Annotated in this window: 23 protein-coding genes; 11 read left to right on the forward strand and 12 right to left on the reverse strand. The window is 65.9% G+C overall.

What is annotated here, in order from left to right; all coding sequences use genetic code 11:
- The first annotated feature begins 55 nt into the window (after positions 1-55).
- The 4 genes from BG61_RS08665 to BG61_RS08680 all read left to right on the forward strand — a co-directional run bounded on the left by BG61_RS08665 (position 56) and on the right by BG61_RS08680 (position 4897).
- On the forward strand, positions 56-1534 hold the full coding sequence (locus tag BG61_RS08665) for an ABC transporter substrate-binding protein (protein ID WP_035939120.1): 1479 nt from the start codon (positions 56-58) through the stop codon (positions 1532-1534).
- Between the two features lie 62 nt (positions 1535-1596).
- Positions 1597-2748: a carbohydrate ABC transporter permease gene (locus BG61_RS08670; RefSeq protein ID WP_035939122.1), complete on the forward strand. Its 1152-nt coding sequence runs from the start codon at positions 1597-1599 to the stop codon at positions 2746-2748.
- On the forward strand, positions 2745-3782 hold the full coding sequence (locus BG61_RS08675; protein ID WP_035939124.1) for a carbohydrate ABC transporter permease: 1038 nt from the start codon (positions 2745-2747) through the stop codon (positions 3780-3782). Before BG61_RS08670 ends, BG61_RS08675 begins: the two co-directional genes overlap by 4 nt.
- Positions 3779-4897 (forward strand): ABC transporter ATP-binding protein, encoded by a 1119-nt coding sequence (locus BG61_RS08680; RefSeq protein WP_081868015.1) that lies wholly within the window; start codon positions 3779-3781, stop codon positions 4895-4897. Before BG61_RS08675 ends, BG61_RS08680 begins: the two co-directional genes overlap by 4 nt.
- A gap of 25 nt (positions 4898-4922) precedes the next feature.
- Here the strand turns inward: BG61_RS08680 and BG61_RS08685 are convergent, their stop codons facing one another.
- Positions 4923-5360 carry a hypothetical protein gene (locus tag BG61_RS08685; RefSeq protein ID WP_035939127.1) on the reverse strand — a complete coding sequence of 146 codons (438 nt, stop codon included), beginning with the start codon at positions 5358-5360 and terminating at the stop codon, positions 4923-4925.
- Positions 5361-5666: 306 nt separating this feature from the next.
- Between BG61_RS08685 and BG61_RS08690 the strand changes: the two genes are divergently transcribed.
- The 3 genes from BG61_RS08690 to BG61_RS08700 all read left to right on the forward strand — a co-directional run bounded on the left by BG61_RS08690 (position 5667) and on the right by BG61_RS08700 (position 7899).
- On the forward strand, positions 5667-6176 hold the full coding sequence (locus BG61_RS08690; RefSeq protein WP_035939129.1) for a hypothetical protein: 510 nt from the start codon (positions 5667-5669) through the stop codon (positions 6174-6176).
- A gap of 256 nt (positions 6177-6432) precedes the next feature.
- A complete protein-coding gene (locus BG61_RS08695; RefSeq protein WP_035939281.1) occupies positions 6433-7197 on the forward strand; it encodes a ParA family protein in 765 nt (254 codons plus the stop codon).
- 24 nt (positions 7198-7221) lie between these two features.
- A complete protein-coding gene (locus tag BG61_RS08700; protein ID WP_035939131.1) occupies positions 7222-7899 on the forward strand; it encodes a methyltransferase family protein in 678 nt (225 codons plus the stop codon).
- Between the two features lie 63 nt (positions 7900-7962).
- Here BG61_RS08700 and BG61_RS08705 read toward each other — a convergent pair whose 3' ends face one another.
- The gene (locus BG61_RS08705) at positions 7963-8412 is read right to left on the reverse strand and encodes an anthrone oxygenase family protein (RefSeq protein ID WP_035939134.1); all 450 of its coding nucleotides are present in this window, start codon (positions 8410-8412) and stop codon (positions 7963-7965) included.
- A 476-nt stretch (positions 8413-8888) separates the two neighbouring features.
- Here BG61_RS08705 and BG61_RS08710 point away from each other — a divergent pair, with 476 nt between their 5' ends.
- The 3 genes from BG61_RS08710 (at position 8889) to BG61_RS08725 (ending at position 12005) form a co-directional block, all read left to right on the forward strand.
- Positions 8889-9806: a LysR family transcriptional regulator gene (locus BG61_RS08710; protein WP_035939136.1), complete on the forward strand. Its 918-nt coding sequence runs from the start codon at positions 8889-8891 to the stop codon at positions 9804-9806.
- 1486 nt (positions 9807-11292) lie between these two features.
- Positions 11293-11640, forward strand: coding sequence for a hypothetical protein (locus tag BG61_RS08720; protein ID WP_035939140.1), 348 nt, complete (start codon positions 11293-11295; stop codon positions 11638-11640).
- Entirely contained in the window at positions 11637-12005 is a 369-nt protein-coding gene (locus BG61_RS08725) for a DUF2784 domain-containing protein (RefSeq protein ID WP_035939143.1), read from the forward strand. Before BG61_RS08720 ends, BG61_RS08725 begins: the two co-directional genes overlap by 4 nt.
- 15 nt (positions 12006-12020) lie before the next feature.
- On the opposite strand, the gene BG61_RS08730 is transcribed toward BG61_RS08725, so the two are convergent.
- The 3 genes from BG61_RS08730 to BG61_RS08740 all read right to left on the reverse strand — a co-directional run bounded on the left by BG61_RS08730 (position 12021) and on the right by BG61_RS08740 (position 13765).
- The gene (locus BG61_RS08730) at positions 12021-12185 is read right to left on the reverse strand and encodes an FmdB family zinc ribbon protein (RefSeq protein ID WP_035939146.1); all 165 of its coding nucleotides are present in this window, start codon (positions 12183-12185) and stop codon (positions 12021-12023) included.
- Between the two features lie 130 nt (positions 12186-12315).
- On the reverse strand, positions 12316-13131 hold the full coding sequence (locus tag BG61_RS08735) for a mechanosensitive ion channel family protein (RefSeq protein WP_035939149.1): 816 nt from the start codon (positions 13129-13131) through the stop codon (positions 12316-12318).
- Positions 13132-13234: 103 nt separating this feature from the next.
- The gene (locus BG61_RS08740) at positions 13235-13765 is read right to left on the reverse strand and encodes an Lrp/AsnC family transcriptional regulator (RefSeq protein WP_035939150.1); all 531 of its coding nucleotides are present in this window, start codon (positions 13763-13765) and stop codon (positions 13235-13237) included.
- A gap of 151 nt (positions 13766-13916) precedes the next feature.
- On the opposite strand from BG61_RS08740, the gene mdeB reads away from it, so the two are divergent.
- Entirely contained in the window at positions 13917-16625 is a 2709-nt protein-coding gene (gene mdeB, locus BG61_RS08745) for an alpha-ketoglutarate dehydrogenase (protein WP_035939152.1), read from the forward strand.
- 50 nt (positions 16626-16675) lie between these two features.
- Here mdeB and BG61_RS08750 read toward each other — a convergent pair whose 3' ends face one another.
- The 7 genes from BG61_RS08750 to BG61_RS08780 all read right to left on the reverse strand — a co-directional run bounded on the left by BG61_RS08750 (position 16676) and on the right by BG61_RS08780 (position 23247).
- A complete protein-coding gene (locus BG61_RS08750) occupies positions 16676-17011 on the reverse strand; it encodes a c-type cytochrome (RefSeq protein ID WP_035939154.1) in 336 nt (111 codons plus the stop codon).
- A gap of 4 nt (positions 17012-17015) precedes the next feature.
- Positions 17016-17342, reverse strand: coding sequence for a ribbon-helix-helix domain-containing protein (locus BG61_RS08755; RefSeq protein WP_035939155.1), 327 nt, complete (start codon positions 17340-17342; stop codon positions 17016-17018).
- Between the two features lie 55 nt (positions 17343-17397).
- Entirely contained in the window at positions 17398-18966 is a 1569-nt protein-coding gene (locus tag BG61_RS08760; protein WP_035939157.1) for a GMC family oxidoreductase, read from the reverse strand.
- A 35-nt stretch (positions 18967-19001) separates the two neighbouring features.
- Positions 19002-19637 (reverse strand): twin-arginine translocation signal domain-containing protein, encoded by a 636-nt coding sequence (locus BG61_RS08765; RefSeq protein WP_129572318.1) that lies wholly within the window; start codon positions 19635-19637, stop codon positions 19002-19004.
- 40 nt (positions 19638-19677) lie between these two features.
- Complete coding sequence (locus BG61_RS08770) at positions 19678-20073, reverse strand: VOC family protein (protein WP_035939159.1); 396 nt, start codon at positions 20071-20073, stop codon at positions 19678-19680.
- A 1000-nt stretch (positions 20074-21073) separates the two neighbouring features.
- On the reverse strand, positions 21074-22546 hold the full coding sequence (locus tag BG61_RS08775; protein ID WP_035939162.1) for a heavy metal sensor histidine kinase: 1473 nt from the start codon (positions 22544-22546) through the stop codon (positions 21074-21076).
- On the reverse strand, positions 22543-23247 hold the full coding sequence (locus tag BG61_RS08780) for a heavy metal response regulator transcription factor (RefSeq protein WP_035939164.1): 705 nt from the start codon (positions 23245-23247) through the stop codon (positions 22543-22545). Before BG61_RS08780 ends, BG61_RS08775 begins: the two co-directional genes overlap by 4 nt.
- Positions 23248-23277 lie beyond the last annotated feature (30 nt).

Raw genomic sequence — 23277 nt, forward strand, 5'->3', positions numbered from 1 at the left:
GCAACGCAACGCGAAATCAGGCGCAATCAACCACGGAAAGTGGAGGAGACAAACAATGAAGCTGCTGAAACTTGCAGGAGCGGGCGTCGTGGTGGCGGCCGCGTGGCTGTCGGCGGGCGCGGCCCGCGCGGCGGACGACTTCAAGGGCGTGACGGTCAACGTGATGACCTTCGCGGGGCCGCAGATCGCCGAGCCGCTGCAGCGCCGCGCGCCCGAATTCGAGAAGCTGACGGGCGCGAAGGTCAACATTCTGACCGTGCCGTTCTCCGATCTCTATCAGAAGCTCCTCACCGACTGGGCGTCGGGCACGAATTCCGTCGACGCCGCCGTGTTCGCGCCGCAATGGATGGTCGACTACACGAAGGGCGGCTTTCTCGAAGACCTGTCGGCGCGCGTCGCGAAGGACGCGGCGCTGAAGGAGAACGACGTGATGCCGTTCTTCGTCGATTTTTCGCAGAAGTACAACGGCAAGACCTATCTGATCGCGCTCGACGGCGACTTCCAGATGGTCTACTACCGCACCGATATCCTCCAGCAGCTCGGCAAGCAGCCGCCGAAAACGTGGGACGACTACCTCGACATCGCCAAGGCCGCGAACGGCAAGGTCTTCGGCGGGGACGGCAAGCCGGTCGCGGGCTCGTGCATCTCGAAGAAGCGCAACGCGCAGGCGTACTGGGCGATCATTTCGATCGCGGGCGGCTATCTGCAGTCGAAGGGCACCGCGCAGGGCGCGTTCTTCGACCCGCGCACCTTCAAGCCGCTCGTGAACAACGACGCCTTCAAGGCCGCGCTCGACGTCTACAAGGCATCGACCCAGTACGGCCCGCCGAACGAAATCAACCTCGACGTCGGCGACACCCGCAGCGCGTTCATCTCCGGACACTGCGCGCTCACGCTCGACTGGGGCGACATCGGCGTGCTCGCGATCGATCCGAAGCAGTCGAAGGTGATCGACAAGGTCGGCGCCGTGGTCCTGCCGGGCTCGACGAAGGTGCTCGACCGCGACAGCGGCAAGCTCGTCGCCTGCGACAAGGCCACCTGCCCGTACGCGGTCGACGGCGTGAACCACGCGCCGTTCGCGGCGTTCGGCGGCTGGTCGGGCGGCGTCAACGCAAAGGCGAAGCCGAAGGTGAAGGAGGCGGCGTACGCGTTCCTGTCGTACATGAGCCAGCCGGCGCAATCGAACGTGGACGTGACGATCGGCGCGAGCGGCTTCAATCCGTACCGCCGCTCGCAGTTCACCGACCTCGCGATGTGGAAGAAGGCGGGCATGAGCGAGACGGCCGCGAACTCGTATCTCGGCGCGATCAGGGCGAGCCTGGAAAGCCCGAACATGATCATCGACCTGCGCATTCCGCAGAACCAGCGCTACGAGCAGGTCGTGCTGGACACGGCTGTCGCGCGCTTTCTCGCGGGCGAGCTCGACGCCAGCGCCACGATGAAGGCGATCGAGACCGGCTGGAACGAAATCACCGACGACCTCGGCAAGGAGGGCCAGTTGCGCGCCTACCGGGCGTCGATCGGCGCGAAATAGCGAGCCAGCAAGCTAGCGAATGCCGGGCGCGCGCCGCGCCCGGCGACACGGAAAAGGTCCACATGCAATCTTCGTCGCACGCATCGTCTGCCGGACGTTCACGGCGCGCATCGCGGCGCTCGCCGCTCGCGGACTGGCTCGACCGGCAGGCGCCGTACGTGTTCGTGCTGCCGACGGTGCTCGTGATCCTCGGCTTCTCGATCTTTCCGCTCGTCGCCTCCGCGTATCTGTCGCTCACGCGTTTTGCGATCAGCGAGGGCGGCTATGAGCTGACGTTCGTCGGGTTGCGCAACTACGTGCGGCTTTTCACCGGCAGCCAGCAATTTCATTTCACCGGCGTGTTCCGGCCGCCCGGCCTCATCAGCCTCGCGGTGATGGCCGCGGCGGCGCTCGTCACCGTCTGGTGGCTCGCGCGCTATCTGCGCGGCGCGCGGCGCTCCGCCATGGGCGCGCTCGGGCGCGCGATAGCGGCCGCGGCGTTCCTCGCGCTCGTGTGGCTTGGCGCGAGCACGACGGGCAACGGCGGCGCGCTCGGCAGCCTGATGGTGACGCTTTTCTACGTGGTGGTCGGCGTCGCGCTGCAGTTCGCGCTCGGCCTCGGGCTCGCGTACCTGTGCACGCTGCCGCTCGGCGGCGGCCGGTTCTTCCGCCTGCTGTTCTTCTTGCCGCTGATGGTGACGCCCGTCGGCATCGCCTACATGTTCCGCATGATGGCCGATACGTCCGTCGGGCCGCTCGCACCGCTCTGGTCGCTCGTCGGGCTCGGCCAGATTCAGTGGGCAGCGGACCCCTGGCTCGCCCGCACGGTGGTCGTGATCGGCGACACGTGGCAGTGGGTGCCGTTCATGTTCCTCGTGCTGCTGGCGGCGCTCGAAGGCGTGTCGCGCGATCAGGTCGAGGCCGCGCAGCTCGACGGCGCGTCGAACTGGCGCATCTTTCGCGACGTCACGTGGCCGTCGATCGCGCCCGTCGCCGCGAGCGCGGTGCTGATCCGGCTGATCGAGGCGTTCAAGATCGTGGACCTGCCGAACGTGCTGACCAACGGCGGCCCGGGCATTGCGACCGAATCGATGACGCTGCACGCGTTCATCGAATGGCGCACGCTCAACCTGGGCGGGGCGTCGGCGGTGGCGTACATGCTGTTCTTCGTCTCGACCATCGCCTGCGTGTCGTTCTTCCAGCTGGTGGTGAGGCGCGCGAGGGGGCACGCATGACGCTTCTGAAACGCTGGTTCGTTCGCACCCGCATCGACGAGATGCCGCCCGGCGCGCGCATCGCGGCGTATGCGCTGCTCGGGCTGTGGTCGCTCGTGGTGCTGTTTCCGCTCTACTGGATGGCGATCACCTCGTTCAAGCTGCCCGTGGACGTGTCCGCCGGCCCGGCGTATCTCCCGTTCGTCGACTTCAGGCCGAGCCTCGACGCCTGGCGTTACATTTTCGTCGATCTCGGGCCGGACACGTTCCGCCCGTATCTGAACTCGCTGATCGTCGCCACCTGCGGCACGGCGGCGGCGGTCTTCTTCGGCTCGATGGCCGCCTATGCGCTCGCCCGCATCGAATACCGGCCGCCGGTGGCGGCCGTCGGCCTAGGCGTGCTGATGCTCGCCGCGCTCGTCGCGGCGGCGGGCTGGGGCGGCGTCGATCCGCGCATCGCGGCGGCGGCGTGCATCGCGCTCTTCTTCCTGCTGCTGCGCCCGGTGGTGCGGCGTTCGCGCCGCCACCTCGGCAACGACGACATCCTCTTCTGGATCGTTTCGCAGCGCATTTTGCCGCCGGTCGTCACCGTGATCCCGATCTATCTCACCTTCAGAAGCGTCGGCCTGCTCGACACGCACCTCGCGCTCGTCATCACCTACGCGACGGCGAACGTGCCGGTGGTCGTGTGGCTGATGTTCGATTTCTTCGACGGCGTTCCGAAGGAAATCGAGGAGAGCGCGCAGATCGACGGCGCGACGCGTTTCGCGATCCTGTTCGGCATCGTGTTTCCGCTGGTGGCGCCCGGGCTCGTCGCGACGAGCCTGCTCGTGCTGATCCTCTCGTGGAACGAATACCTGTTCGCGCTGTTCCTGACCACGGCCAACGCGCAGACGCTGCCGCTTCTCGTCGCGGCGCAGAATGCGACGCGCGGGCCGCAATGGTGGAACATGTCGGTGCTGATTCTGATCATGATCCTGCCGGTGATGCTGCTGACACTCACGCTGCAGCGCTTCATCGTCAAGGGCATTCTCGTGGGAGCGGTCAAGGGATGACGGACATGCACACGCCGGTGCACGACGCACGGCTCGGCCAGATCGCGGCGGCGCAGCATTCGAAGAGCGTCTCGCTGCGCAACGTCGGCAAGACCTTCGGCGATACGCGCGTGCTGCGCGATCTCACGCTCGACGTGCATGCGGGCGAGTTCCTCGTGCTGCTCGGCGAATCGGGCTGCGGCAAGACGACGGCGCTGCGCATCATCGCGGGGCTCGAGTCGGCGACCGAGGGCACCGTGCATGTCGGCGATAAGGACGTGACGCGGCAATTGCCGCGCGACCGCGACGTCGCGATGGTGTTCCAGTCGTATGCGCTCTATCCGCACAAGACGGTGTACGAGAACATCGCGTATCCGCTCGTCGTGAGAAAGCGCCCGAAGGCCGAGATCGACGCGGCGGTGCGCGAAGTCGCCGCGAGCGTGCAGCTCGAGCCGCTGCTCGAGCGTTATCCGCGTCAGCTTTCGGGCGGCCAGCGGCAGCGCGTCGCGCTCGCGCGCGCGATCATCCGCCGCCCGGCGGCGTTCCTGATGGACGAGCCCCTCTCGAACCTCGATGCCAAGCTGCGCGGCCACATGCGCGCGGAACTCAAGCACATGCAGCACGAGCTCGACATCACGACCATTTACGTCACGCACGACCAGATCGAGGCGATGACGCTCGCGCATCGCGTCGCGCTGATCGACAAGGGCGAATTGCAGCAGCTCGACACCCCGGCGCGCATCTACTCCGATCCGGCGAACCTGTTCGTTGCGGGCTTCATCGGCTCGCCGCCGATGAACTTCCTGCGCGGCACGCTCGCGAACGGCCGCTTCGACGCGCCGGGCGTCGCGCTCGAAGCCGACGTGAATCATCAGGGGGAGGCGACGCTCGGCGTGCGTCCCGAGGAATGCGCGCTCGTCGCGGCGGGCGAGGGGCAGGTGAGGGGCAGGATCTACTCGGTCGAGCTGATCGGCGACCACTCGCTCGTCACGATCAACACGGGGGAGCAGCAGGTGGTGGTGAAGGTCTCGAACACGTTCGCGGGCGAGATCGGGCGCGAAGCCGGCGTGCGGGTGAACCGCGAGCGCGTGTATTTCTTCGACCGCCAGTCGGGCCAGCGCATCCGGCGGGCCTGAGGCGCCGCGCCGCGCCGCGCGGCCGTCACGCCGGCGCTTCAGGCGTCTCGGCATCTTCCAGCGAATCCGCAGCGCCGCGCTGCGGCTGCATGACCGACGGGCTGAGCGTAAGGAACCCGGCGAACCCGGCGCGCATCGACTGATGCACCGCATGCTGGATCAGCGCGACGAGCACGCCCGATTTCATCTGCGGATCCTGGTCGATCACGATGCTCACCACCTTCACGCTTCGCGTTCCCGTCTGAAGAATCATCCAGCCCGCCGTCGCGCCGTGTTTTCGCGCGCGAAAGCGTTGCACGCCGGGCTTGTCGCGCAGGATGCCGTCGCACATCTCGCACTCGTGCTCGTCGCAAAGGGCGATGCCGAGCGCATTCACCTCCGGCGACGCGCGCAACTGCTCCCTGAACTGCTCCATCAGGCTGGACCATGCGCCATACGCCTTGATTTCGTCGATATCGATCATCGTCGTTTCCCGAAGTCCATGCAGGCATATACGCGCGAAAGCGTACGTGCGGATGACGCGGGCCGGGCGCGCAAGAAACGGCGTGGCGGGCGCGGCGGAATCCCCAGATAACGAACCATTGCGCGGATTTATTCCCGAACGGTGAAAAAAGGAGCGGGAGCCGCGCATGGCCGCCTGTGGGTGGCCGCCAGCCGCCGTATTGCGCGGACCGCGAATTCCGGCGTGATCGGGACTATATTTGAATCACTGGGCCAGCGAACGCGCCGGGCCGCTTCGGCTCCGGCAAGGTCCGAAAGGAGGCGCGACATGCGGCGCATCTATTTCCTCTTGCCCAACGTGCAGAGCGCGAAGGGCATCATCGACGAATTGCTGCTGAAACGGATCGAATGGCGGCACATCCACGTGCTCGCGCGGCCGGGCGTGCCGCTCGAGGATCTGCCGCAGGCGACGCTCGCGCAACGCAGCGACCTGCTCTACGCGCTCGCGCGCGGCACGGCGGCGGGCGGCGTGACCGGCATGCTTGCCGGACTGGTCGCGATGGCGTTTCCGCCCGCGGGCCTCACGATCGCGGGCGGGGCGGTGGTGTGCATGACGCTCGCGAGCGCCGGCTTCGGCGCATGGACCGCGACGATGATCGGCGTCGACGTGCCGAACACGCGCCTGAGGCGCTTCGAGGCGGCCATCGAGAAGGGCGAACTGCTGATGATGGTCGACGTTCCCAAGGTGCGCGTCGAGGAAATCGAGGAGGTCATCAAGAGCCATCATCCCGAAGCGGACGTCGAGGGCACCGACCCGACGATTCCCGCGTTTCCATGAACGCCCGCGGCGGCGCCGGGCATCTCGTGCCGTCGCGCGCCGCGCCGCTTTTCTGATGCGATAAGATCACGTGCCGGCGCGCGAAGGCGGCCTTTTTGCCGGGCGCCGGGCACGTGTGCCGATCCGTCTCCCTATTCCGGATCATGGTTCGCATGGTGCCCCGATTGATCGGTAAGAAAGGGCCCCGCAGCGCGCCGACGGGCGTTTGCGCGACCTGCTGCACAACGATAAAACTTCATTCGAGGACGACAAGCCGATGCGCCGAGTGGTATTCAATCAAAAGGGTGGAGTGGGCAAATCCACCATTGTCTGCAATCTCGCCGCGATCAGCGCTTCGCAAGGTCTGCGCACGCTCGTGATCGACCTCGATCCGCAAGGCAATTCGAGCCAGTACCTGCTGGGCGGCGAAGCCCAGGACACGCAGCCGAACCTCGTCAATTTCTTCGAATCGGCGTTGAGCTACAGTTTTCGGGATCCCGAATTTACGTCGTTCATTCACGCGACGCCGTTCGAGAATCTGGACATCGTGCCTTCGCATCCCAGTCTCGAAGCGTTGCAGGGCAAGCTTGAATCGCGCTACAAGATCTACAAGTTGCGCGACGCGCTGAAGAGCCTCGAAAACTACGACGCGATCTACATCGACACGCCGCCCGCGCTGAATTTCTTCACGCGCTCGGCGCTGATCGCGGTGGAGCGCTGCCTCATTCCGTTCGATTGCGACGACTTTTCGCGCCGCGCGCTTTATTCGGTGCTGGAGAACGTGCAGGAGATCCGTCATGACCACAACCCGGACCTGAGCGTCGAAGGCATCGTGATCAACCAGTTCCAGCCGCGCGCGAGCCTGCCGCAGCAACTCGTCGACGAACTGCGCGGCGAGAGCCTGCCGGTGCTGAACTCGTATCTGTCGCTGTCGGTGAAGATCCGCGAAAGCCATCAGCACGCGCGGCCGATGATCTATCTCGAGCCGCGCCACAAGCTCGCGCAGGAGTATCTCGCGCTGCATCACGAACTGAACGGCTAGCAGGCGTTTGCGCCTGAATCGTTCATGGCCTTCAGGCTCCTGCTCACGATGGCGCTCGAGGCACTGCTCTTCGCGGTGCTCCTGTTCGGCGCGGCCGGAACGCTGTGCTGGCCGGCGGCGTGGGCCTATCTCGCCGTGTTTTTCGGCGGCGGCACGTGGGCGGCGCTTGTGCTGCTGCGGCGCGATCCCGCGCTGCTCGCGGAGCGGATGAAATCGCCGTTTCAGTCCGGCCAGCCGTTCTGGGACAAGATATTTCTGCTTTCGATGATCGTCGGCTGGTGCGCCTGGCTCGTGCTGATCGGACTCGATGCCGTGCGCTTCCGGTGGTCCGCCATGCCGGTCTGGCTGCAATGGGCGGGCGGGGCGCTGCTCTTGCTGTCGTTCTGGATGATCGCGCGCGTGTTTCTCGCGAACACGTTTCTTGCGCCTGTCGTCAGGATTCAGACGGAGCGCGCGCATCGCGTGATTTCGACCGGCCCCTACGCGATCGTGCGCCATCCGCTCTATGCCGCCGCGCTGGTTTTCCTGCCCGCGAACGCACTCGTGCTCGGCTCGTGGTGGGGCGTGGCGGCGTCGCTCGTGCTGGCGGGCGGGATCGTCTACCGCACGGTGATGGAAGAGCGCGAGCTGATGCGCGGTCTCGACGGCTACCCGCAGTACGCCGCCCGCGTGCGATATCGCCTGATTCCGGGCGTCTGGTAGGCGCGGCGGGTCCAGCCGGTTACCGGTGAATCACCGGTGTACTGGCGGTTCACCAGCCGTTCCCTAACCGCGCAGCAGCGCCGCCACGAAAATCACCGACGCCACCGCGCTCGCGCCCGTGCGCACGGCATGCAGCTTTCCCCACTTGTCCAGCAGCGAACGCGTTTCCTGCGATGCGAGGTCACGCCCGGGGGCGAGCAGCCGCGCATTGGTCGGCTTGATCACGATCAGCGTGAACGGCACGACGCCGCCGATCAGCACCGCGCCCGCCCGCCACGCCGCACCCCCGCCGAGCAACCACGCCGCCACGCCCGCCAGAGCGCTCGCCACCGCGAGCGGCGCCTGCATCAGCGTGGCGCGCTGGTAGCTGGGCGCCCAGAGCGCCGCGGCGGTTTTCGTGTCGAAGCGCATGCGGGCGGGATGCTCGACAGCACTGATATAAATGGCCGCTCCGGCGAACACGGCGCAGCCGAGCGTCGCGACGAACTGGGCGGCCTGAAGGATCAGAAGCATCGAGCTTCTCCCCGGGTTAGGGTCAACCCGCAGAAACATGTGGGAACTCGCGCAATTTTGGGGAATAAACCGCACCCACAGATGTTTTCATTGATGCAAGGGGCGCGTCCAACGCGCCGGTCCTGACAGCGTGTACGAGATTGTGCGCCCGGGAACCCTCGCAGACACGCCCGCCGCTGCCTCTCGCGGCTCCGGGCGCGCCAGGCGGGGTGTTCGCGGGCGGGCGGTGACGCGCGCTTTCCGGCTTCGGCGCTTCGTCGAGTGGTTTGCACGGAAGCTTGAACCGTGCGGACCCGGCCCCGGGCAGCGATGCTGCCGCGCTCACAAGGCGTGCCGGTCGCCGCTTGCGACCGTTTCGCCGTGCTCGAGGCATGTTCGTCGTGCCGTTGCGCGGTCCTCGAAATTACAGAAAACGAGAAATGCCAGTGCAACTCACCAGCTCACGTAGTTCACTCACTGTAGATAGCCTGAGCGGCATGGTCGCCTTCGTGCGTTCCGCCGAGTCCGGCAGTTTTGTCGCGGCTGGCCGCATCCTGGGCCTGTCGGCGTCGGCAATCGGCAAGAGCGTGATGCGGCTCGAGGCGAAACTCGGCGTCCAGCTGCTTCATCGGACCACCCGCCGTATCAGCCTCACCGACGAAGGCGCGCGCTTCTTCTCGCGATGCAAGAGCGTCCTGAGCGAGATCGAGGACGCCGAAAGCGACATCCTGCATACCGCCGACGCGCCTCGCGGACGCCTGCGAATCAGCATGCCGGCGATGGGCTACCGGCTGCTGCTGCCGCTACTGCCCGAATTCCGGCAGCTCTATCCGGACATCCAGCTGGACATCGACTTCAGCGACCGCATCGTCGACCTGACGCAGGAAGGGTTCGACGCGGTGATCCGCACCGGCAAGCTCGCGGATTCCCAGCTGCTCGCGAAGCCGCTGATGCCGTACCGGCAGCTGATGGTGGCGTCGCCCGGTTATCTCGACCGCAACGGCACGCCGCAGACGCCGTCGGATCTCGCGCATCACAAGTCCATCCGCTACCGGCTGCCGGCCAACGGCCGGCTGCAGGAGTGGGCGTTCGAAAGCGATGCGCGCGCGCCGCACAATGCCGATCTCGTCACGACGCTGTCGTTCAACAACGTCGAAGCGGTGATCGACGCGTCCATCGCCGGGCTCGGGCTCGCCTATGTGCCTGATTTCATGGTGAAAAACGCGCTCGACAACGGCCAGTTGCAGACCGTGCTCGGCGACTTCACGCGTGTGCACGGGGTCTTCCAGATCCTGTGGCCTTCGAGCCGGCATATCGCGCCGCGCCTGCGCGTGTTCATCGACCACGTCGCGGGACGGCTCGGCGGGCAGGTTGCGCCGCGCCCCATCCGGTACGCGGCGGCATCGCCGGCCTGACGGGCGCCGAAGGCACACGCCTGACGGAGTCTGACAGAGCGGCGCTGCGGCTGGCATGCGGCTGTCATGCGGGTTGCCATGCATTCGCGGACTGCTGCGCGCAGTTGGCGCTTGCCGGTTTGCCCGGCTGATTCGCTTCGCTGATCGTTTCGGTTCATCGGTTCGCTCCGCGCGTCGGGCGAGCGGGCGAACCGAAGCGCATCGGATGCGAAGCGTGCCCGCGCACTCCGTCCGGCAGCTGATTTCGGCCGCCGCTGACAAGCTCGTGCCGAACGTAGGGCGTCGTCCCGCGCCACAGAGGTCGGTCGCCTAGCGTCAGAGCTGGCGAGACTGGACGACGTTTGTGCCATACCGGTCGCATTCAGAAAGCGATCCCGTCGCCGTCTGAACGCCTGTTCGGGGCGCTCGCGGGCCGGTTGCATATCGTCGTCCCACGAAAAGTTTGCCCGCGAGTCATCCCATGAGCCGTCGCAGAACACGGCGGCTGGTGACGACCTGCATCGTGACGCCGTTTTTCCCAGGCGCGACGGATGAAGTCGTGCGGGCAACCGTCCAGGTCGAGTGCTGGTGCGCGCGTGAGGCAGCCGCCTCGGAGGCGCGGCGCACCGTCTCGGCGGGTTGGCGCGCCGGACCAGACGAGTGCGCACCTCATCATGGAGTGCTGCGACCACCGTGGCATCCCACGACCAGCATGGTCATCAGCATCAGATGCTAATATTTACGCATGCCGCGTCGTCCTCAGCTTGCCGTGACGCGCTACGCGTCGCAGACACAAGTTTCGTGCGCCGTTTCCCAGCCGGTATTTAAATGGCTCGTTGTCCATCTTCGAACGGGTGAGCATCGATGGAAAGAATCGACTCGTACAAGGGCTTTGAAGTCACCGTGACGCTTGAGTCTGTGCGGGCTGTGTCGAGCGAATTCACATATGGACCCCCGGTGGGGTACGTTGCAGTGGTGAGTATCTGCACGGCGGACCCGAAAAGACCAATAGGCGTACCGATTCGGCTCGTGACAGAAGGAAACCGCGTCTTCGGCACGGAGGACGAAGGTTTGACGGCAGGATTCAAGGCCGCACAGCGTGTGATAGACGACAAGGTTGGCCCTTGATTTAAAGACGTCTGCTCGTTTATCGGCCGAAGTCCGCGAACGCGACGGCACCGAACATCTGTCGTGCCGTCGCGGCACGGTCTCTGAATACACAATGCCCCGGCGTCTCCTTCACAGGAGGCCCGGGGCGTTTTCATTGGCTCAAGTCCGTCCGTGACCACGACGACTCTGGCACCCTGCGGCACCCCTCCATAGGCCCGTAGCACTCGCTTTGTAACCCGGTAGCAATTACCTGGCGCCCTGCGCCGAACGCGCCGCGCGCCGGCGTAGGTCGCGGTTTTCCGCTGAAAACAACGAACATCGCGGCCGATGCCTCGCGCGATTTCGATGTATAAAAATCACATGCGCGTTGCGCGGTGAGCGGACGGGGGCCGGACCGATGCCTGAGCAGATCTCGAAGTATCCCGACGTGACGCTTCAGGTGCTGAAGGGCGCGGGAGCGAAGTGCGGCGAGGGCGCCGAGCAGAAGATCCTGAAGCAGTGCCCCGCCGAGCGTTTCTGCTCGCTGCCGACGGGGGAAATCTGCGTCTATGGTATCGACGGCATCGCGAACATGACGCAGATCAGCCCGCGCGAAATCGCCACGGCAATCGCCCCGCTGGTGCCGCCCGAGCCCGCCGACCCGCCCGCCGCCGTATGGGTCGAGGCGATCATCCTCGGCATCGTCTTTTTCGCGGGCATCGTGCTCGGGCGCTTTCTCAGGAAGCGCAGGAGCGTGAGCCCATGATCTACGTCGCGCTCGCCGATCTCGTGCTGATCGCGCATCTCGCGTTCGTCGTGTTCGCGCTTCTGGGCGGCGTGCTCGTGCTGCGCTATCCGCGCCTGCTCTGGGTGCACCTGCCGGTGCTGGCGTGGGGCGTCGTGGTCGAATGGGCGGACTGGGTGTGCCCGCTTACGCCGCTCGAAAATCATCTGCTGCGCATGGGCGGCGAGGCGGGCTACGCGGGCGGGTTCATCGAGCGCTTCGTTTCGAAAATCCTCTACCCCGAGGCGCTCACGCTGATCCTGCGCTACGTGCTCGGGCTCGTGCTGATCGCGGTCAACGTGGCGGTGTATGCGTTCGTGTTCGCGGCGCGGCGCCGCGCGGCCTGACGCACGCTCGCGCCTTCAGCTCTTTTTCGTCGTCTTCGCGACAAACGGCGTCGGCACGTGCTGGACTTTCTCGCTGCCGCACTTCGGACACTGCGGATGGATCGTCTCGTGTTCCGCGAGATGTTCCGCATGCTCGAACGTCTCGCCGCATTCCTCGCAACGATACTGATAAGTCGGCATGGCTCTCCTCCAACCGGGATTGCGCGGACGCGCGCTGCTTGCGAGCGCGTAAGCAATAACCCATTCTAGGCAGAAAACGGGCGCGCCGGGCGCTCATTGCCCGTGCCGGGGCCCGCTTGACGCGCGCGCGTCACGCCGCCGCGGAGCGCCGCACGACCGGCGTCTCCGGCGTCGGATAGCCTGCCTTCGCGAACGTTTCGATGATCGCGCGATTCGTGTCGAAATAGACCTGCCAGTAGTCTTTCGTATGCGTGTACGGGCGCACGCACAGGAGCGGGCCTTCGGGCGTGAACGAGAGCACTTCGATGTCGGGCGCGGGCGTCTCCGACACGTTCGGAATCTGCGCGACCGCGGCCTTCAGGCGCGCGATGGCGTCGAGCGGATCGACGCCGTTGGCGATCTTCGCGGTGAGCTCCACGCGCCGGTACGGCAGCAGGCTGTAGTTCCAGATCGTGTCGGAGAAGATCTTGTTGTTGCCGACGATCGTCGCGACGTTGTCGGGCGTGGTGATCATCGTGACGAACAGGCCCAGTTCCGTGACGGTGCCGGTCACGCCGCCCGCCGAAACGAAATCCCCGACCGCGAACGGCCTCAGGATCTGCATGAACACGCCCGCGGCGAAGTGCGCGAGCAGTCCGCCCCACGCGACGCCGATTGCGAGGCCGAGACCCGCGATCAGCGCGGCGAACGACGTTGTCTGAACGCCGAAGATCTGAAGGATCGCGAGGATCAGCAGCACGTTCAGGAGCGCGCCGAGGATCGAGCCCAGATAGTGCGCGAGCGTCGGATCGATGCGCTCGTTGCGCGCGAGGATCTTGCGCAACGCTTTGGTCACGAGCCCGATCAGCCATCGCCCGACGATCCACAGCGCAATCGCTGAGAGGATCATGATCCCGAATTCCACCCCGCGGGTCATGATGAAAACGCGTACGGTCTCGAAGTTCATATTGTTCTCGCTTGGGACGCGTGCAGTCGGAAATCTTTGCCTGATTGCCTCGTGAGTTATAGGCGAAGGGCGGCGTGTCCGCAAGCGGGATGAAGCACGGTGCTCAGGTCCAGTCCGAGGGCGAATCGTCGAGGTCGGGCAGCGTGAGTCCCGACGCCGGCAGCGGCAGCGCCGTCTTGTAGCGCACCTGCTTGAGCGCGAAGCTCGAGCGGATGTTCGACACCCCCGGAATCTTCGTGAGCCGGTCCAGGATGAAGCGCTCGAGCGCCATCACGTCGGGCACGACGACGCGCAGCAGGTAGTCGGCGTCGCCCGTCATCAGGTAGCACTCCATCACCTCCGGCCGCTCGCCGATCGCGCGCTCGAAACGCGTGAGCGCGTCCTCCACCTGCTTTTCGAGACTCACCTGAATGAACACGTTGATGCGCAGGCCGAGCACCTCGGGGTTGAGCAGCGTGACGTGCTGCTTGAAGATCCCCGTTTTTTCGAGCGCGCGCACGCGGTTGAAGCAGGGCGTGGGCGACAGGTTCACCGCGCGCGCCAGCTCGGAATTGGTGATGCGCGCGTTCTGCTGAAGCTGGTTGAGGATGCCGATGTCGGTGCGGTCCAGGCGCTGTTTCGACGAAGAGGTCATAGTTGAAATATTCCGTGTATCGATGGCGACGAAGAATAAACACTCTATCTGTCAGCATTAAGACAAGCAAATGAGACGCACATTCTGCGCTTGCGTGGCTATGCTGTTTCAATCGTCATTGAATCTTCATCGTTACTGCGGAGTCGCCCCCATGACCGATTTATCCAGCGGAACCACCCAGATTGTGTCCATAGCCAAAGGCCGCGAGGACAGCGACCCGGGCGAAACGGCCGAGTGGCTCGAAGCGCTCGACGCCGTCGTAAGCCACGTCGGCAAGGAGCGCGCCCAGTACCTGTTCGACCGCCTCTCCGACCACGCGCTGTCGATCGGCGTCGAATCGGCGCGCGCGCGCATCACACCCTATGCGAACACGATTTCCGTTGAGCGGCAGCCGCCGTATCCGGGCAATCTCGACATCGAGGAACGGCTCGCCGCCGTGCTGCGCTGGAATGCGCTCGCGATGGTCGTGCGCGCGAACCGCGCGTACGGCGAGCTGGGCGGGCATATCGCGAGCTATGCGTCGGCCGCCGACCTGTTCGAAGTGGGCTTCAACCATTTTTTCCGCGCATCGGGCGAGGACGGGCAGACGGGCGGCGACCTCGTGTATTTCCAGCCGCACTCGTCGCCGGGCGTCTATGCGCGGGCCTTCCTCGAAGGCTTCCTCGACGAGGCGCATCTGCGGCACTACCGGCGCGAGATCGCCGGTCCGGGGCTGTGTTCGTATCCGCATCCCTGGCTGATGCCGGACTTCTGGCAGTTTCCGACCGGCTCGATGGGCATCGGTCCGATCAATTCGATCTATCAGGCGCGCTTCATGCGCTATCTGCAAAACCGCGGCCTGCAGAAAACGGACGGGCGCAAGGTCTGGGGCTTCTTCGGCGACGGCGAGATGGACGAGCCCGAGTCGATCGGCGCGCTTTCGCTCGCGGCGCGCGAGCAGCTCGACAACCTCGTGTTCGTGATCAACTGCAACCTGCAGCGGCTCGACGGGCCGGTGCGCAGCAACGGGCGCATCGTCGACGAGCTGGAGGCGCAGTTCACCGGCGCGGGCTGGAACGTGATCAAGGTGCTGTGGGGCTCGGACTGGGACGCGCTCTTCGCCCGCGACCGCTCGGGTGCCTTGCTGCGCGCGTTCGCGCATACCGTGGACGGCCAGTTCCAGACCTTCTCCGCCAACGACGGCCGCTACAACCGTGAGCGCTTCTTCGGCCAGAACGCCGAGCTTGCCGCGCTCGCCGCGCATCTGTCCGACGAGGACATCGACCGCCTGCGCCGCGGCGGCCACGACGTGAGGAAGCTTCACGCGGCGTATGCCGCGGCGCTCGCGCACAAGGGCCGCCCGACCGTGATTCTCGCCAAGACGATGAAGGGCTTCGGCATGGGCGCGGGCGGGCAGGGCCGCATGACCACGCACCAGCAGAAGAAGCTCGATTTCGACGACCTGAAGGCGTTCCGCGACCGCTTCCGCCTGCCGCTCTCGGACGCCGACGTGGAGCACCTCGAGTTCTACAGGCCCGCCGCCGACAGCCCCGAGATGCGGTACCTGCATGAGCGCCGCGCGGCGCTCGGCGGCTATCTGCCGCGCCGGCGCAAGGCCGCGTCGGAGAGCCTGGCCGTGCCGCCTCTCGCGACGTGGGCGCAGTTCGCGCTGGAGGCGAACGGCAAGGAGATGTCCACGACCATGGCGATCGTGCGCATGCTCGGCAGCCTGCTGAAGGACGCATCGATCGGGCCGCGCGTGGTGCCCGTCGTCGCCGACGAGGCGCGCACCTTCGGCATGGCGAACATGTTCCGGCAGGTTGGCATCTACTCGCCGCTCGGGCAGCTCTACGAGCCCGAGGACCTCGGCTCGATGCTCTACTACCGCGAGGACACCCGCGGGCAGATCCTGGAGGAGGGCATTTCCGAGGCGGGCGCGATGTCGTCGTGGATCGCGGCGGCGACGTCCTACAGCGTGCACGACCTGCCGATGCTGCCGTTCTACATCTACTACTCGATGTTCGGCTTCCAGCGCATCGGCGACATCATCTGGGCCGCCGCCGACCAGCGCTCGCGCGGCTTTCTGATCGGCGCGACGGCGGGCAAGACGACGCTCGGCGGCGAAGGGCTGCAGCATCAGGACGGCAGCAGCCATCTGGCCGCATCGACGATTCCGAACTGCCGCGCCTACGATCCGGCGTTCGCGTACGAAGTGGCGGCGATCGTCGACGAAGGCATGCGCGAGATGGTCGAGCGCCAGCACGACGTCTTCTATTACATGACCGTGATGAACGAGAACTACGCGCAGCCGTCGGCGCCGGGCGCGCTCGACGCCACGCTGCGCGAGGGCATTCTCAAGGGCATGTACCGGCTGTCAGGCAGCGAGGCGGCGCAGGTTCAGCTGCTCGGCTCGGGTGCGATTCTCGGCGAAGCGATCGCCGCGCAGATGCTGCTGAAGGAGGACTGGAACGTCGAGGCCGCCGTCTGGAGCGTGACGAGCTTCACCGAGCTGCATCGCGACGGCGCCGCGTCGGAGCGCAGCGAGCGGCTCGGGGAGGCGGCGGCCGCGCCGTTCGTCACAACGGCGCTGGAGGGTTCGCGCGGCCCCGTGATCGCGGCGACCGACTACGCGCGCGCCGTGCCCGAGCTGATCCGCGCCTACGTGCCGCGCCGCTACGTGACGCTCGGCACCGACGGCTTCGGGCGCAGCGACACGCGGCAATCGCTGCGCGAGTTCTTCGAAGTGGACCGCAGGTCGATCGTGCTTGCGGCGCTGAAGGCGCTCGCCGACGAAGGGGCGATCGACGCGCAGGTGGTCGGCCTCGCGCGGGAGCGGTACGGCAAGGGCCAGGTGCAGGCCGGGGCGCCCTGGCAGCGCTAGGCCGCGGCCGTGCCGTGCCGCGCGGGAAACCTCGCGCGGCACGGCGCCGCTCAATGCTCCGGTGGCCCCGCCAGAATCCACGCGATCACGCTTTGCAGGTCGGCGTCGCTGATCTGCGCGTTCGGCGGCATGCCGACCTGTCCCCAGACGCCGGTGCCGCCGTCGCGGACCTTGTGGAACAGCTTGTCCGTGGCGGTGCTGTCGCCGGCATATTTCTTCGCGACCGCCCGGTACGACGGCCCGACGAGCGGCGCGTTCACCGCGTGGCAGGCAAGGCAGTTGTTCTTCTGCAGGATGTCCGTCGCGGCGGTGCTGTCGATGGCCGCGAACGCCGATGCCGCCGTGGCGCCGAGCAGCGCGGCGCAGATCGCTGTGCAGAGGCGCATCGGCTTACCCCGCCACCTTGTCGACCGCCGCGACGCTCGTCGCGCGGCTGCGGAAACCGAGCGACGCGTCAGCTTTTAAACCCTGATACCGCAGGCAGGTCACGCGCAGGAACGACGCGAAGTTGGTCGTCTCGCCGAGATGCTGCGTGATTTCCTCGTGCAGCTTGGCGATCAGCTGATTCGTGGTCATGTCGTTGTCGGCGGCGAGTTCGGAGAGCGTCTGCCAGAAGAGGTTCTCCAGCCGGATGGTGGTCGTCACGCCGCTGATCCGCACCGAACGGCTGCGGCATTCGTAAAGGATCGGGTCGGTTTGCGCGTAGATCTTGCACATCGGATGACTCCTCGTTTGGCGCGCCGGGCCGTGGCGAACCGGCCCGGCGCGGCGTTCAGATGGACCGGCGGCGCATCTGGTCGGCGATGTAGTCCGACTGCCGGATCGCGAGCGTCACGATCGTGAGCGTCGGGTTTTCGGCGGCGCCGGTGGTGAACTGGCTGCCGTCGGAGACGAACAGGTTCTTCACGTCGTGCGTCTGGCCGTACTTGTTGACGACGCCGTCGCGCGAGCGCGCGCTCATCCGGCAGGTGCCGAGGTTGTGCGTGGACGGGTAGGGCGGCGTGCGCAGCGTCTTCGTCGCGCCGACCGCTGTATAGATCGCCTCGCCCTGCTGGTACGCGTGATTGCGCATGGCGATGTCGTTCGGATGGTCGTCGTAGTGGACGTTGGCCACGGGCAGGCCGAGCTTGTCCTTCACGTCGCGATTGAGCGTCACGCGGTTCGACTCGCGCGGCATGTCCTCGCCGACGATCCACATGCCCGCGAGGTTCGCGTAGTTGTCCATGTAATACGTGAAGTCGCGGCCCCACGCGCCGGGGTCCAGGAACGCCGCGGCGAACGGCAGGCCGAGTGCGATCGTCTCCAGTTCGTAGCCGCCCGCGAAGCCGCGTTTCGGGTTGTAGACGGCTTCATCCGTGACGATGCCCGCCATGGTCGTGCCGCGGTAGAAATGCACGGGCTGCGGGAACACCGCGTAGACGGAGCCGGTGGTGTGGCGCATGTAGTTGCGCCCGACCTGGCCGGAGCTGTTGGCGAGCCCGTCCGGGAACTTCGACGATTCCGAGAGCAGCAGGAGCCGCGGCGTCTCGATCGAATTGCCGGCGACGCACACCACGCGCGCGCGCTGGCGCTGCTGCTTGCCGTCCGCGTCCATATAGACGACGCCGCTCGCCTTGCCCACCGCATTCGTCTCGATGCGCATCACGTGCGACTCGGGACGCAGGTCGAGGCGGCCGGTGGCTTCGGCGGCGGGAATCTCGGTATAGAGCGTCGACCATTTGGCGCCGGACTTGCAGCCCTGAAAGCAGAAGCCGAGCTGCATGCAGCTCGCGCGGCCCGCGCGCGGGCGGCTGTTGATCGCCATGTGCCCGGTGTTGCAGGTCTTGTAGCCGACTTTCGTCGCGCCGTCGTACATGATCTTGAAGTTGTTGTTGCCCGGCAGCCCCGGTATGCCGTTGGTGCGCGTGACGCCCATCTTGTCCTCGGCGCGGGCGTAGTATGGGGTGAGATCGGCGAGCGTGATCGGCCAGTCCATCAGGTTCGCGCCGTCGATCGCGCCGTAGGTCGTGCGCGCCTTCAACTCGTGCGCGTGAAAGCGCAGCGACGCGCCCGCCCAGTGCGTCGTCGTGCCGCCGACCGTCTTGCAGAGCCACGCGGGCAGCTGCGGGAAATCCCTGGCGATGCGCCAGTTTCCCGAGGTCGTGCGCGTATCGGTCCAGGCGAGCTGGCCGAACGATTTCCATTCGTCGTTGACGAAGGTGGCCGACGACTGGCGCTTGCCGGCCTCGAGCAGAACAACCTTCACCCCTTTCTGGCACAGCTCGTTCGCAAGCGTCCCGCCGCCCGCGCCCGAGCCGACGATCACGACGACCGAGTCGTCGCTGTAGTCGAACCTGGTCATGCTAGCCTCCTCGGCCTGGATTGAGCGAAACCATTTCAGGCGACGGGCGGACTGGCGTCCGCCGGCGGATTCGGCAGCCACGTGAGGTCGTTGAACCCGCGCGTGAGGTAGCCGCCGTGGCTGAACGCCTCGCCCTGATAGCCGAAGTGCGCGTAGGCCATGTCGTTGTCGTAGAGCGATGTGATGCACTGGCCGCGCACGAGCTGGATGAACGGGTCCGACTGATTCGCGGTCACGATCGCGGTGCGCGCATCGGCGCTCGCGTTCGTCCACTTGCCGGCTGCCTGCTGGTCGAGCTTCGCCACGCCCGCGCTGATCAGGGCGGCCGTTTTCGGGTCGGCGGCCTTCACGTCGAGATCCTTCACGACGAGCGCATAGACGGCGTCGGGCAGGGTCGGGTGCGGGTAGAGCGTGCGGGCGAGGTCCATGAGCGCGTTTGCCTGCGCCTGGTCGATGTGCGTGAGCGCGACGGCCCATGCGCGGCTGGGCGCGAGGAGCGCGATCGGCGTGCCCGCGACGAGGAGGCCCGACAGTACCGTGGAGCCTTCGAGGAAGCGCCGGCGGGCGGTGCTCGCGGGCGCCTCTTGCGCGGCGCGGCGGGCGGTCGCGCCGACGGCCCCGGCTGCAAGGGCCGGGATGGCGCGGATGTATATGGGGATTGCCTTTGGCATGATTGTCTCCGTTTATATTTTGTGTGCTGCCGGTGCTACTTCATACGTAATGTCCCTCCCTTGAAAGCACTTCGATCTTGTAGCCGTCGGGGTCGGTGATGAAGAAGAAGCGCGCCGCAACGTAGTCGCCATGAGAGAGCGACTTGAGTTCGCCGGGTTGCAGGCCAAGCGACAGCAGCCTGTCGCGAAAGCTCTCGATGTGATCGACGGCGAACGCGACGTGACCGTAGCCTGTGCCGTGCGTGTAGGGCGTCGTGGTGGCCTTGTTCAGCGTGAGCTCGATCTCGGCGCCGCTCTCCGGCTCGCGGAGGTAGACGAGGGTGAAATCGCTGAAATCGAGACGATGCGATTCGGTCATGCCGAAGGCACTGCGGTAGAACCCGATCGAGCGATCGAGATCTGCGACGCGGATCATCAGGTGGATGAGTTTTGGCATCGAAGCCCCCCGAGGTGTTGCGTCGGATCAGTATGCGACGATGTCGGGGGATTGGGTAATAATCGGCTATTACTTTCCGGTTTGCTCGAGAGTGGATGTTGGCGCTGGCGCTTGGACGGGGGGCGGGCGTGGTGTGTTTGCACCGTCTGATGCGCTGTGCTTCTATGAAACTTGCTTTGCTATCGGTCTATCAGCTTCGCCCCTGTGCGGGGCGGCAGTCACTTTCTTTGCACAGGCATGCCGCTGGCGCTTGCGTTGGGTGTTTTTTGAACCGTTTGATGCGCTTGCGCTTCTATGAATCTTGCTTTGTTCGCGTTCTATTAGCACGCCCCTGTGCGGGGCAGCAGTTACTTTCTTTGCTGCTGCAAAGAAAGTAACCAAAGAAAGCAGCTATGGGCTCAGTGGTGTCAGGAGGGGATCGCATCGAGTCTTTCAAAGTGGCCCGACCGTGGGAGTGTCCACCTCGGTATGTTGAGCGGATGGGTACGCGGACCCACTGCGCCCTCGCACCTTCAAACGGAGTGGTAAGGCAGTCATCCATCCGTCCTCGCTTCGCTCGGACGCAGGGTTTTTTGCTACGACCCAATTCCTTCGCTTGTTGCAGTGCGCATTCAAGGCGCCTTGCTATGTAGAAGCTTTGCCATCCTGCCGTGCCTTACCGCCTTGAAAGTCTTTCGTCGGGCACGCAGTGCCGAGACGGATGAATGACTGCCTTACCACTCCGTTCAAGGGCGCGACGACGCAGTGGGTCCGCGTACCTATCCGGCTGAAATACAGAGGTGGACGCTCCAACGGTCGGGCCACTCTGAAAACTCAAACGTGGTCACGTCCTAACACCGCTTGCCCCATAGCTGCTTTCTTTGGTTACTTTCTTTGCAGCAGCAAAGAAAGTGACTGCTGCCCTGCACAGGGGCGAAGCTTATAAACCAAAGCCAATACAAGTTTCATAGGAGCACAAGCGCATCAAACGGTTCAAAAATTCGGCTCGCGGCCCGGCCGCTCAACTGACCGAGCGCCTGCGTCGCTCATCGAGCGCGACATCGCGCGCGCCGCGGCCCGCCGCCGCCGGCACCGCAGACCCGGGGGGCGGGCCCATCGTGCGGTGATCGGCCTCGAAGCGCGCGACCGAGAACGCGAACGTGTTGATGCCGCTCGCGCTCGTCGCCGACACCGTGCCGCGATGCATCTCCGCCACCGCCTTGACGATCGCGAGGCCGAGGCCGTGGTTCTCGCGGCTGTTGGTCCGCGAACTCTCGGCGCGGTAGAAGCGGTCGAAGAGGTGATCGAGCATCTGCGGGGCGATCGGCTCGCCTGGATTGGCGACGGCGATCTGGATCCGGTCCCGGTCTCGCGTGATCGCGACCGAGATGGTCGCCCCGGGCGCGCAGTGCTGGATCGCATTCATCACGAGATTGGTGAGCGCGCGCCCGAAGAGCGACGTGTTGACGAACGCGCGGGCGTCGCCCGTCGCCACCGCGCGCACCTGCGCCTCGTCGAGCGGGATCTCGAGAAATTCCAGCGTACGCGTGACCTCGGCCGCGAGCGACACCTCCACGAGCCCCGTCGCGCGCTCGCCCTGGTCGGCGCGGGCGAGGAACAGCATGTCGTTGATGATCGCGCGCACGCGCTCGAATTCCTCGAGGTTCGACTGGAGCGTGTGGCGCAGTTCGTCGATGGAGCGGTCGCGCGTCAACGCCACTTCGGTCTGCCCGATCAGGATCGTGACCGGCGTGCGCAATTCGTGCGCGACATCGGCGTTGAACGATTCGAGGCGCGCGTACGACCGGTCGAGCCGCTCGAGCGCGCCGTTGAACGACTTCGCGAGATCTTCCAGTTCGTAAGGCAGCGAGAGCGCGTTCAGGCGCTGCGAACGGTTGTTCGGACTGACGCCGGACGCGTCCCGCGTGAGCCGCGTGAGCGGCTCGAGCCCGATTTTCGCGACCGAATAGCTGAGCAGCAGCACGGTGATGGTGCCGAGCGCCGTCAGCGCGGCGAGCGCGAAGCCGAAGACGCGCAGCGTGCGCACGTTCGGCGAGCAGTCCACGCCCACGAGAAGCCGCAGCGGCGGACGCTCGTTGTGCGCCGGGATCGCGACCTCGGTCATCAGCATGTCGTAGGCGCGGCCGGTCGGGCGAAAGCGCATGTAGCCGTCCGGCATGCGCTCGCCGATGCCGCCCGCGGGCGGGCTGCCGTACGAAAAGCGCGGGTCCGCGCTCGACACCGCGAAGAGGGTCGAGCGGTCGCGCGGCGTGATGTCGGCGAGTTTTTCCTTCGCCATGATCCACTTGTCCGGCGTGGACGCGTGCATGACGATGAGCCGCGCGATCTCGGCGCGCGTGTCGAGCGACTCGCGCAGGTGATGTTCGAGCTGCGCGCGCAGCACGAGAAAGAGGCCCGTGCCGACCAGCGCGAACACGAAGAGCGCCACGACGGCGAACATCGCGGCGAGACGGCGGGAGATGGAGCGCTTCATGACGGCCTCGCGTCGTCCCGCAGCTCGCGCGCCTCGCGTACTTCCAGCACATAGCCCATGCCGCGCACCGTGTGCAGCAGCTTGGTGCGGAACGGGCCGTCGAGCTTCGCGCGCAGCCGCTTGATCGCGGTCTCGACGACATTCGTATGACTCTCGAAATCGACGTCCCAGACGAGTTCCGTGATCGCCGTCTTCGACAGGATGTCGCCGTGGCGCCGCGCGAGCACGCTCAGAAGCTGGAACTCCTTCGCGGTCAGGTCGAGCCGCACGCCGTCGCGGGTGGCGCGCCGGCCGATCAGGTCGACGTAGAGATCGCCCACGGAAATGAGCGTCGATTCCTGCGCCCGCGTGCGGCGCGCGAGCGCATGCAGCCGCTCCACCAGTTCGAGGAACGAGAACGGCTTGGTGAGGTAGTCGTCGGCGCCTTCGCGCAGGCCGCGCACGCGGTCGTTGATGTGATCGCGCGCGGTCAGCATGATGACGGGCGTCGATTTCTGCATGCGCAGCGCCTTGAGCACGGAAAAGCCGTCGCGCCTCGGCAGCATCACGTCGAGCACGATCACGTCGTAGTCGTACTCGGTGGCGAGATGCGTGCCTTCCTCGCCGTCGAGCGCGACGTCGACCACCCAGCCCTGCTCGGTCAACCCCGATCGCAGGTAATCCACCACCTTGTGTTCATCTTCCACTATGAGGACTTTCATGCCGCCACCTGTATGTGCGTACTGTCTCTG

It is taken from the genome of Caballeronia glathei, assembly GCF_000698595.1.
In the GTDB taxonomy this organism is placed as follows: domain Bacteria; phylum Pseudomonadota; class Gammaproteobacteria; order Burkholderiales; family Burkholderiaceae; genus Caballeronia; species Caballeronia glathei.

Bases quoted from the DNA above. Each gene is read 5' to 3' on its own strand.
- BG61_RS08695 (WP_035939281.1), top strand. From the start codon at position 6,433: ATGCGCCGAGTGGTATTCAATCAAAAGGGTGGAGTGGGCAAATCCACC.
- BG61_RS08740 (WP_035939150.1), bottom strand. From the start codon at position 13,765: ATGACCTCTTCGTCGAAACAGCGCCTGGACCGCACCGACATCGGCATC.
- BG61_RS08690 (WP_035939129.1), top strand. From the start codon at position 5,667: ATGCGGCGCATCTATTTCCTCTTGCCCAACGTGCAGAGCGCGAAGGGC.
- BG61_RS08680 (WP_081868015.1), top strand. From the start codon at position 3,779: ATGACGGACATGCACACGCCGGTGCACGACGCACGGCTCGGCCAGATC.
- BG61_RS08760 (WP_035939157.1), bottom strand. From the start codon at position 18,966: ATGACCAGGTTCGACTACAGCGACGACTCGGTCGTCGTGATCGTCGGC.
- BG61_RS08780 (WP_035939164.1), bottom strand. From the start codon at position 23,247: ATGAAAGTCCTCATAGTGGAAGATGAACACAAGGTGGTGGATTACCTG.
- BG61_RS08725 (WP_035939143.1), top strand. From the start codon at position 11,637: ATGATCTACGTCGCGCTCGCCGATCTCGTGCTGATCGCGCATCTCGCG.
- mdeB (WP_035939152.1), top strand. From the start codon at position 13,917: ATGACCGATTTATCCAGCGGAACCACCCAGATTGTGTCCATAGCCAAA.
- BG61_RS08665 (WP_035939120.1), top strand. From the start codon at position 56: ATGAAGCTGCTGAAACTTGCAGGAGCGGGCGTCGTGGTGGCGGCCGCG.
- BG61_RS08765 (WP_129572318.1), bottom strand. From the start codon at position 19,637: ATGCCAAAGGCAATCCCCATATACATCCGCGCCATCCCGGCCCTTGCA.
- BG61_RS08700 (WP_035939131.1), top strand. From the start codon at position 7,222: ATGGCCTTCAGGCTCCTGCTCACGATGGCGCTCGAGGCACTGCTCTTC.
- BG61_RS08685 (WP_035939127.1), bottom strand. From the start codon at position 5,360: ATGATCGATATCGACGAAATCAAGGCGTATGGCGCATGGTCCAGCCTG.
- BG61_RS08755 (WP_035939155.1), bottom strand. From the start codon at position 17,342: ATGTGCAAGATCTACGCGCAAACCGACCCGATCCTTTACGAATGCCGC.
- BG61_RS08775 (WP_035939162.1), bottom strand. From the start codon at position 22,546: ATGAAGCGCTCCATCTCCCGCCGTCTCGCCGCGATGTTCGCCGTCGTG.
- BG61_RS08705 (WP_035939134.1), bottom strand. From the start codon at position 8,412: ATGCTTCTGATCCTTCAGGCCGCCCAGTTCGTCGCGACGCTCGGCTGC.
- BG61_RS08770 (WP_035939159.1), bottom strand. From the start codon at position 20,073: ATGCCAAAACTCATCCACCTGATGATCCGCGTCGCAGATCTCGATCGC.
- BG61_RS08710 (WP_035939136.1), top strand. From the start codon at position 8,889: ATGGTCGCCTTCGTGCGTTCCGCCGAGTCCGGCAGTTTTGTCGCGGCT.
- BG61_RS08750 (WP_035939154.1), bottom strand. From the start codon at position 17,011: ATGCGCCTCTGCACAGCGATCTGCGCCGCGCTGCTCGGCGCCACGGCG.
- BG61_RS08735 (WP_035939149.1), bottom strand. From the start codon at position 13,131: ATGAACTTCGAGACCGTACGCGTTTTCATCATGACCCGCGGGGTGGAA.
- BG61_RS08720 (WP_035939140.1), top strand. From the start codon at position 11,293: ATGCCTGAGCAGATCTCGAAGTATCCCGACGTGACGCTTCAGGTGCTG.
- BG61_RS08675 (WP_035939124.1), top strand. From the start codon at position 2,745: ATGACGCTTCTGAAACGCTGGTTCGTTCGCACCCGCATCGACGAGATG.
- BG61_RS08670 (WP_035939122.1), top strand. From the start codon at position 1,597: ATGCAATCTTCGTCGCACGCATCGTCTGCCGGACGTTCACGGCGCGCA.
- BG61_RS08730 (WP_035939146.1), bottom strand. From the start codon at position 12,185: ATGCCGACTTATCAGTATCGTTGCGAGGAATGCGGCGAGACGTTCGAG.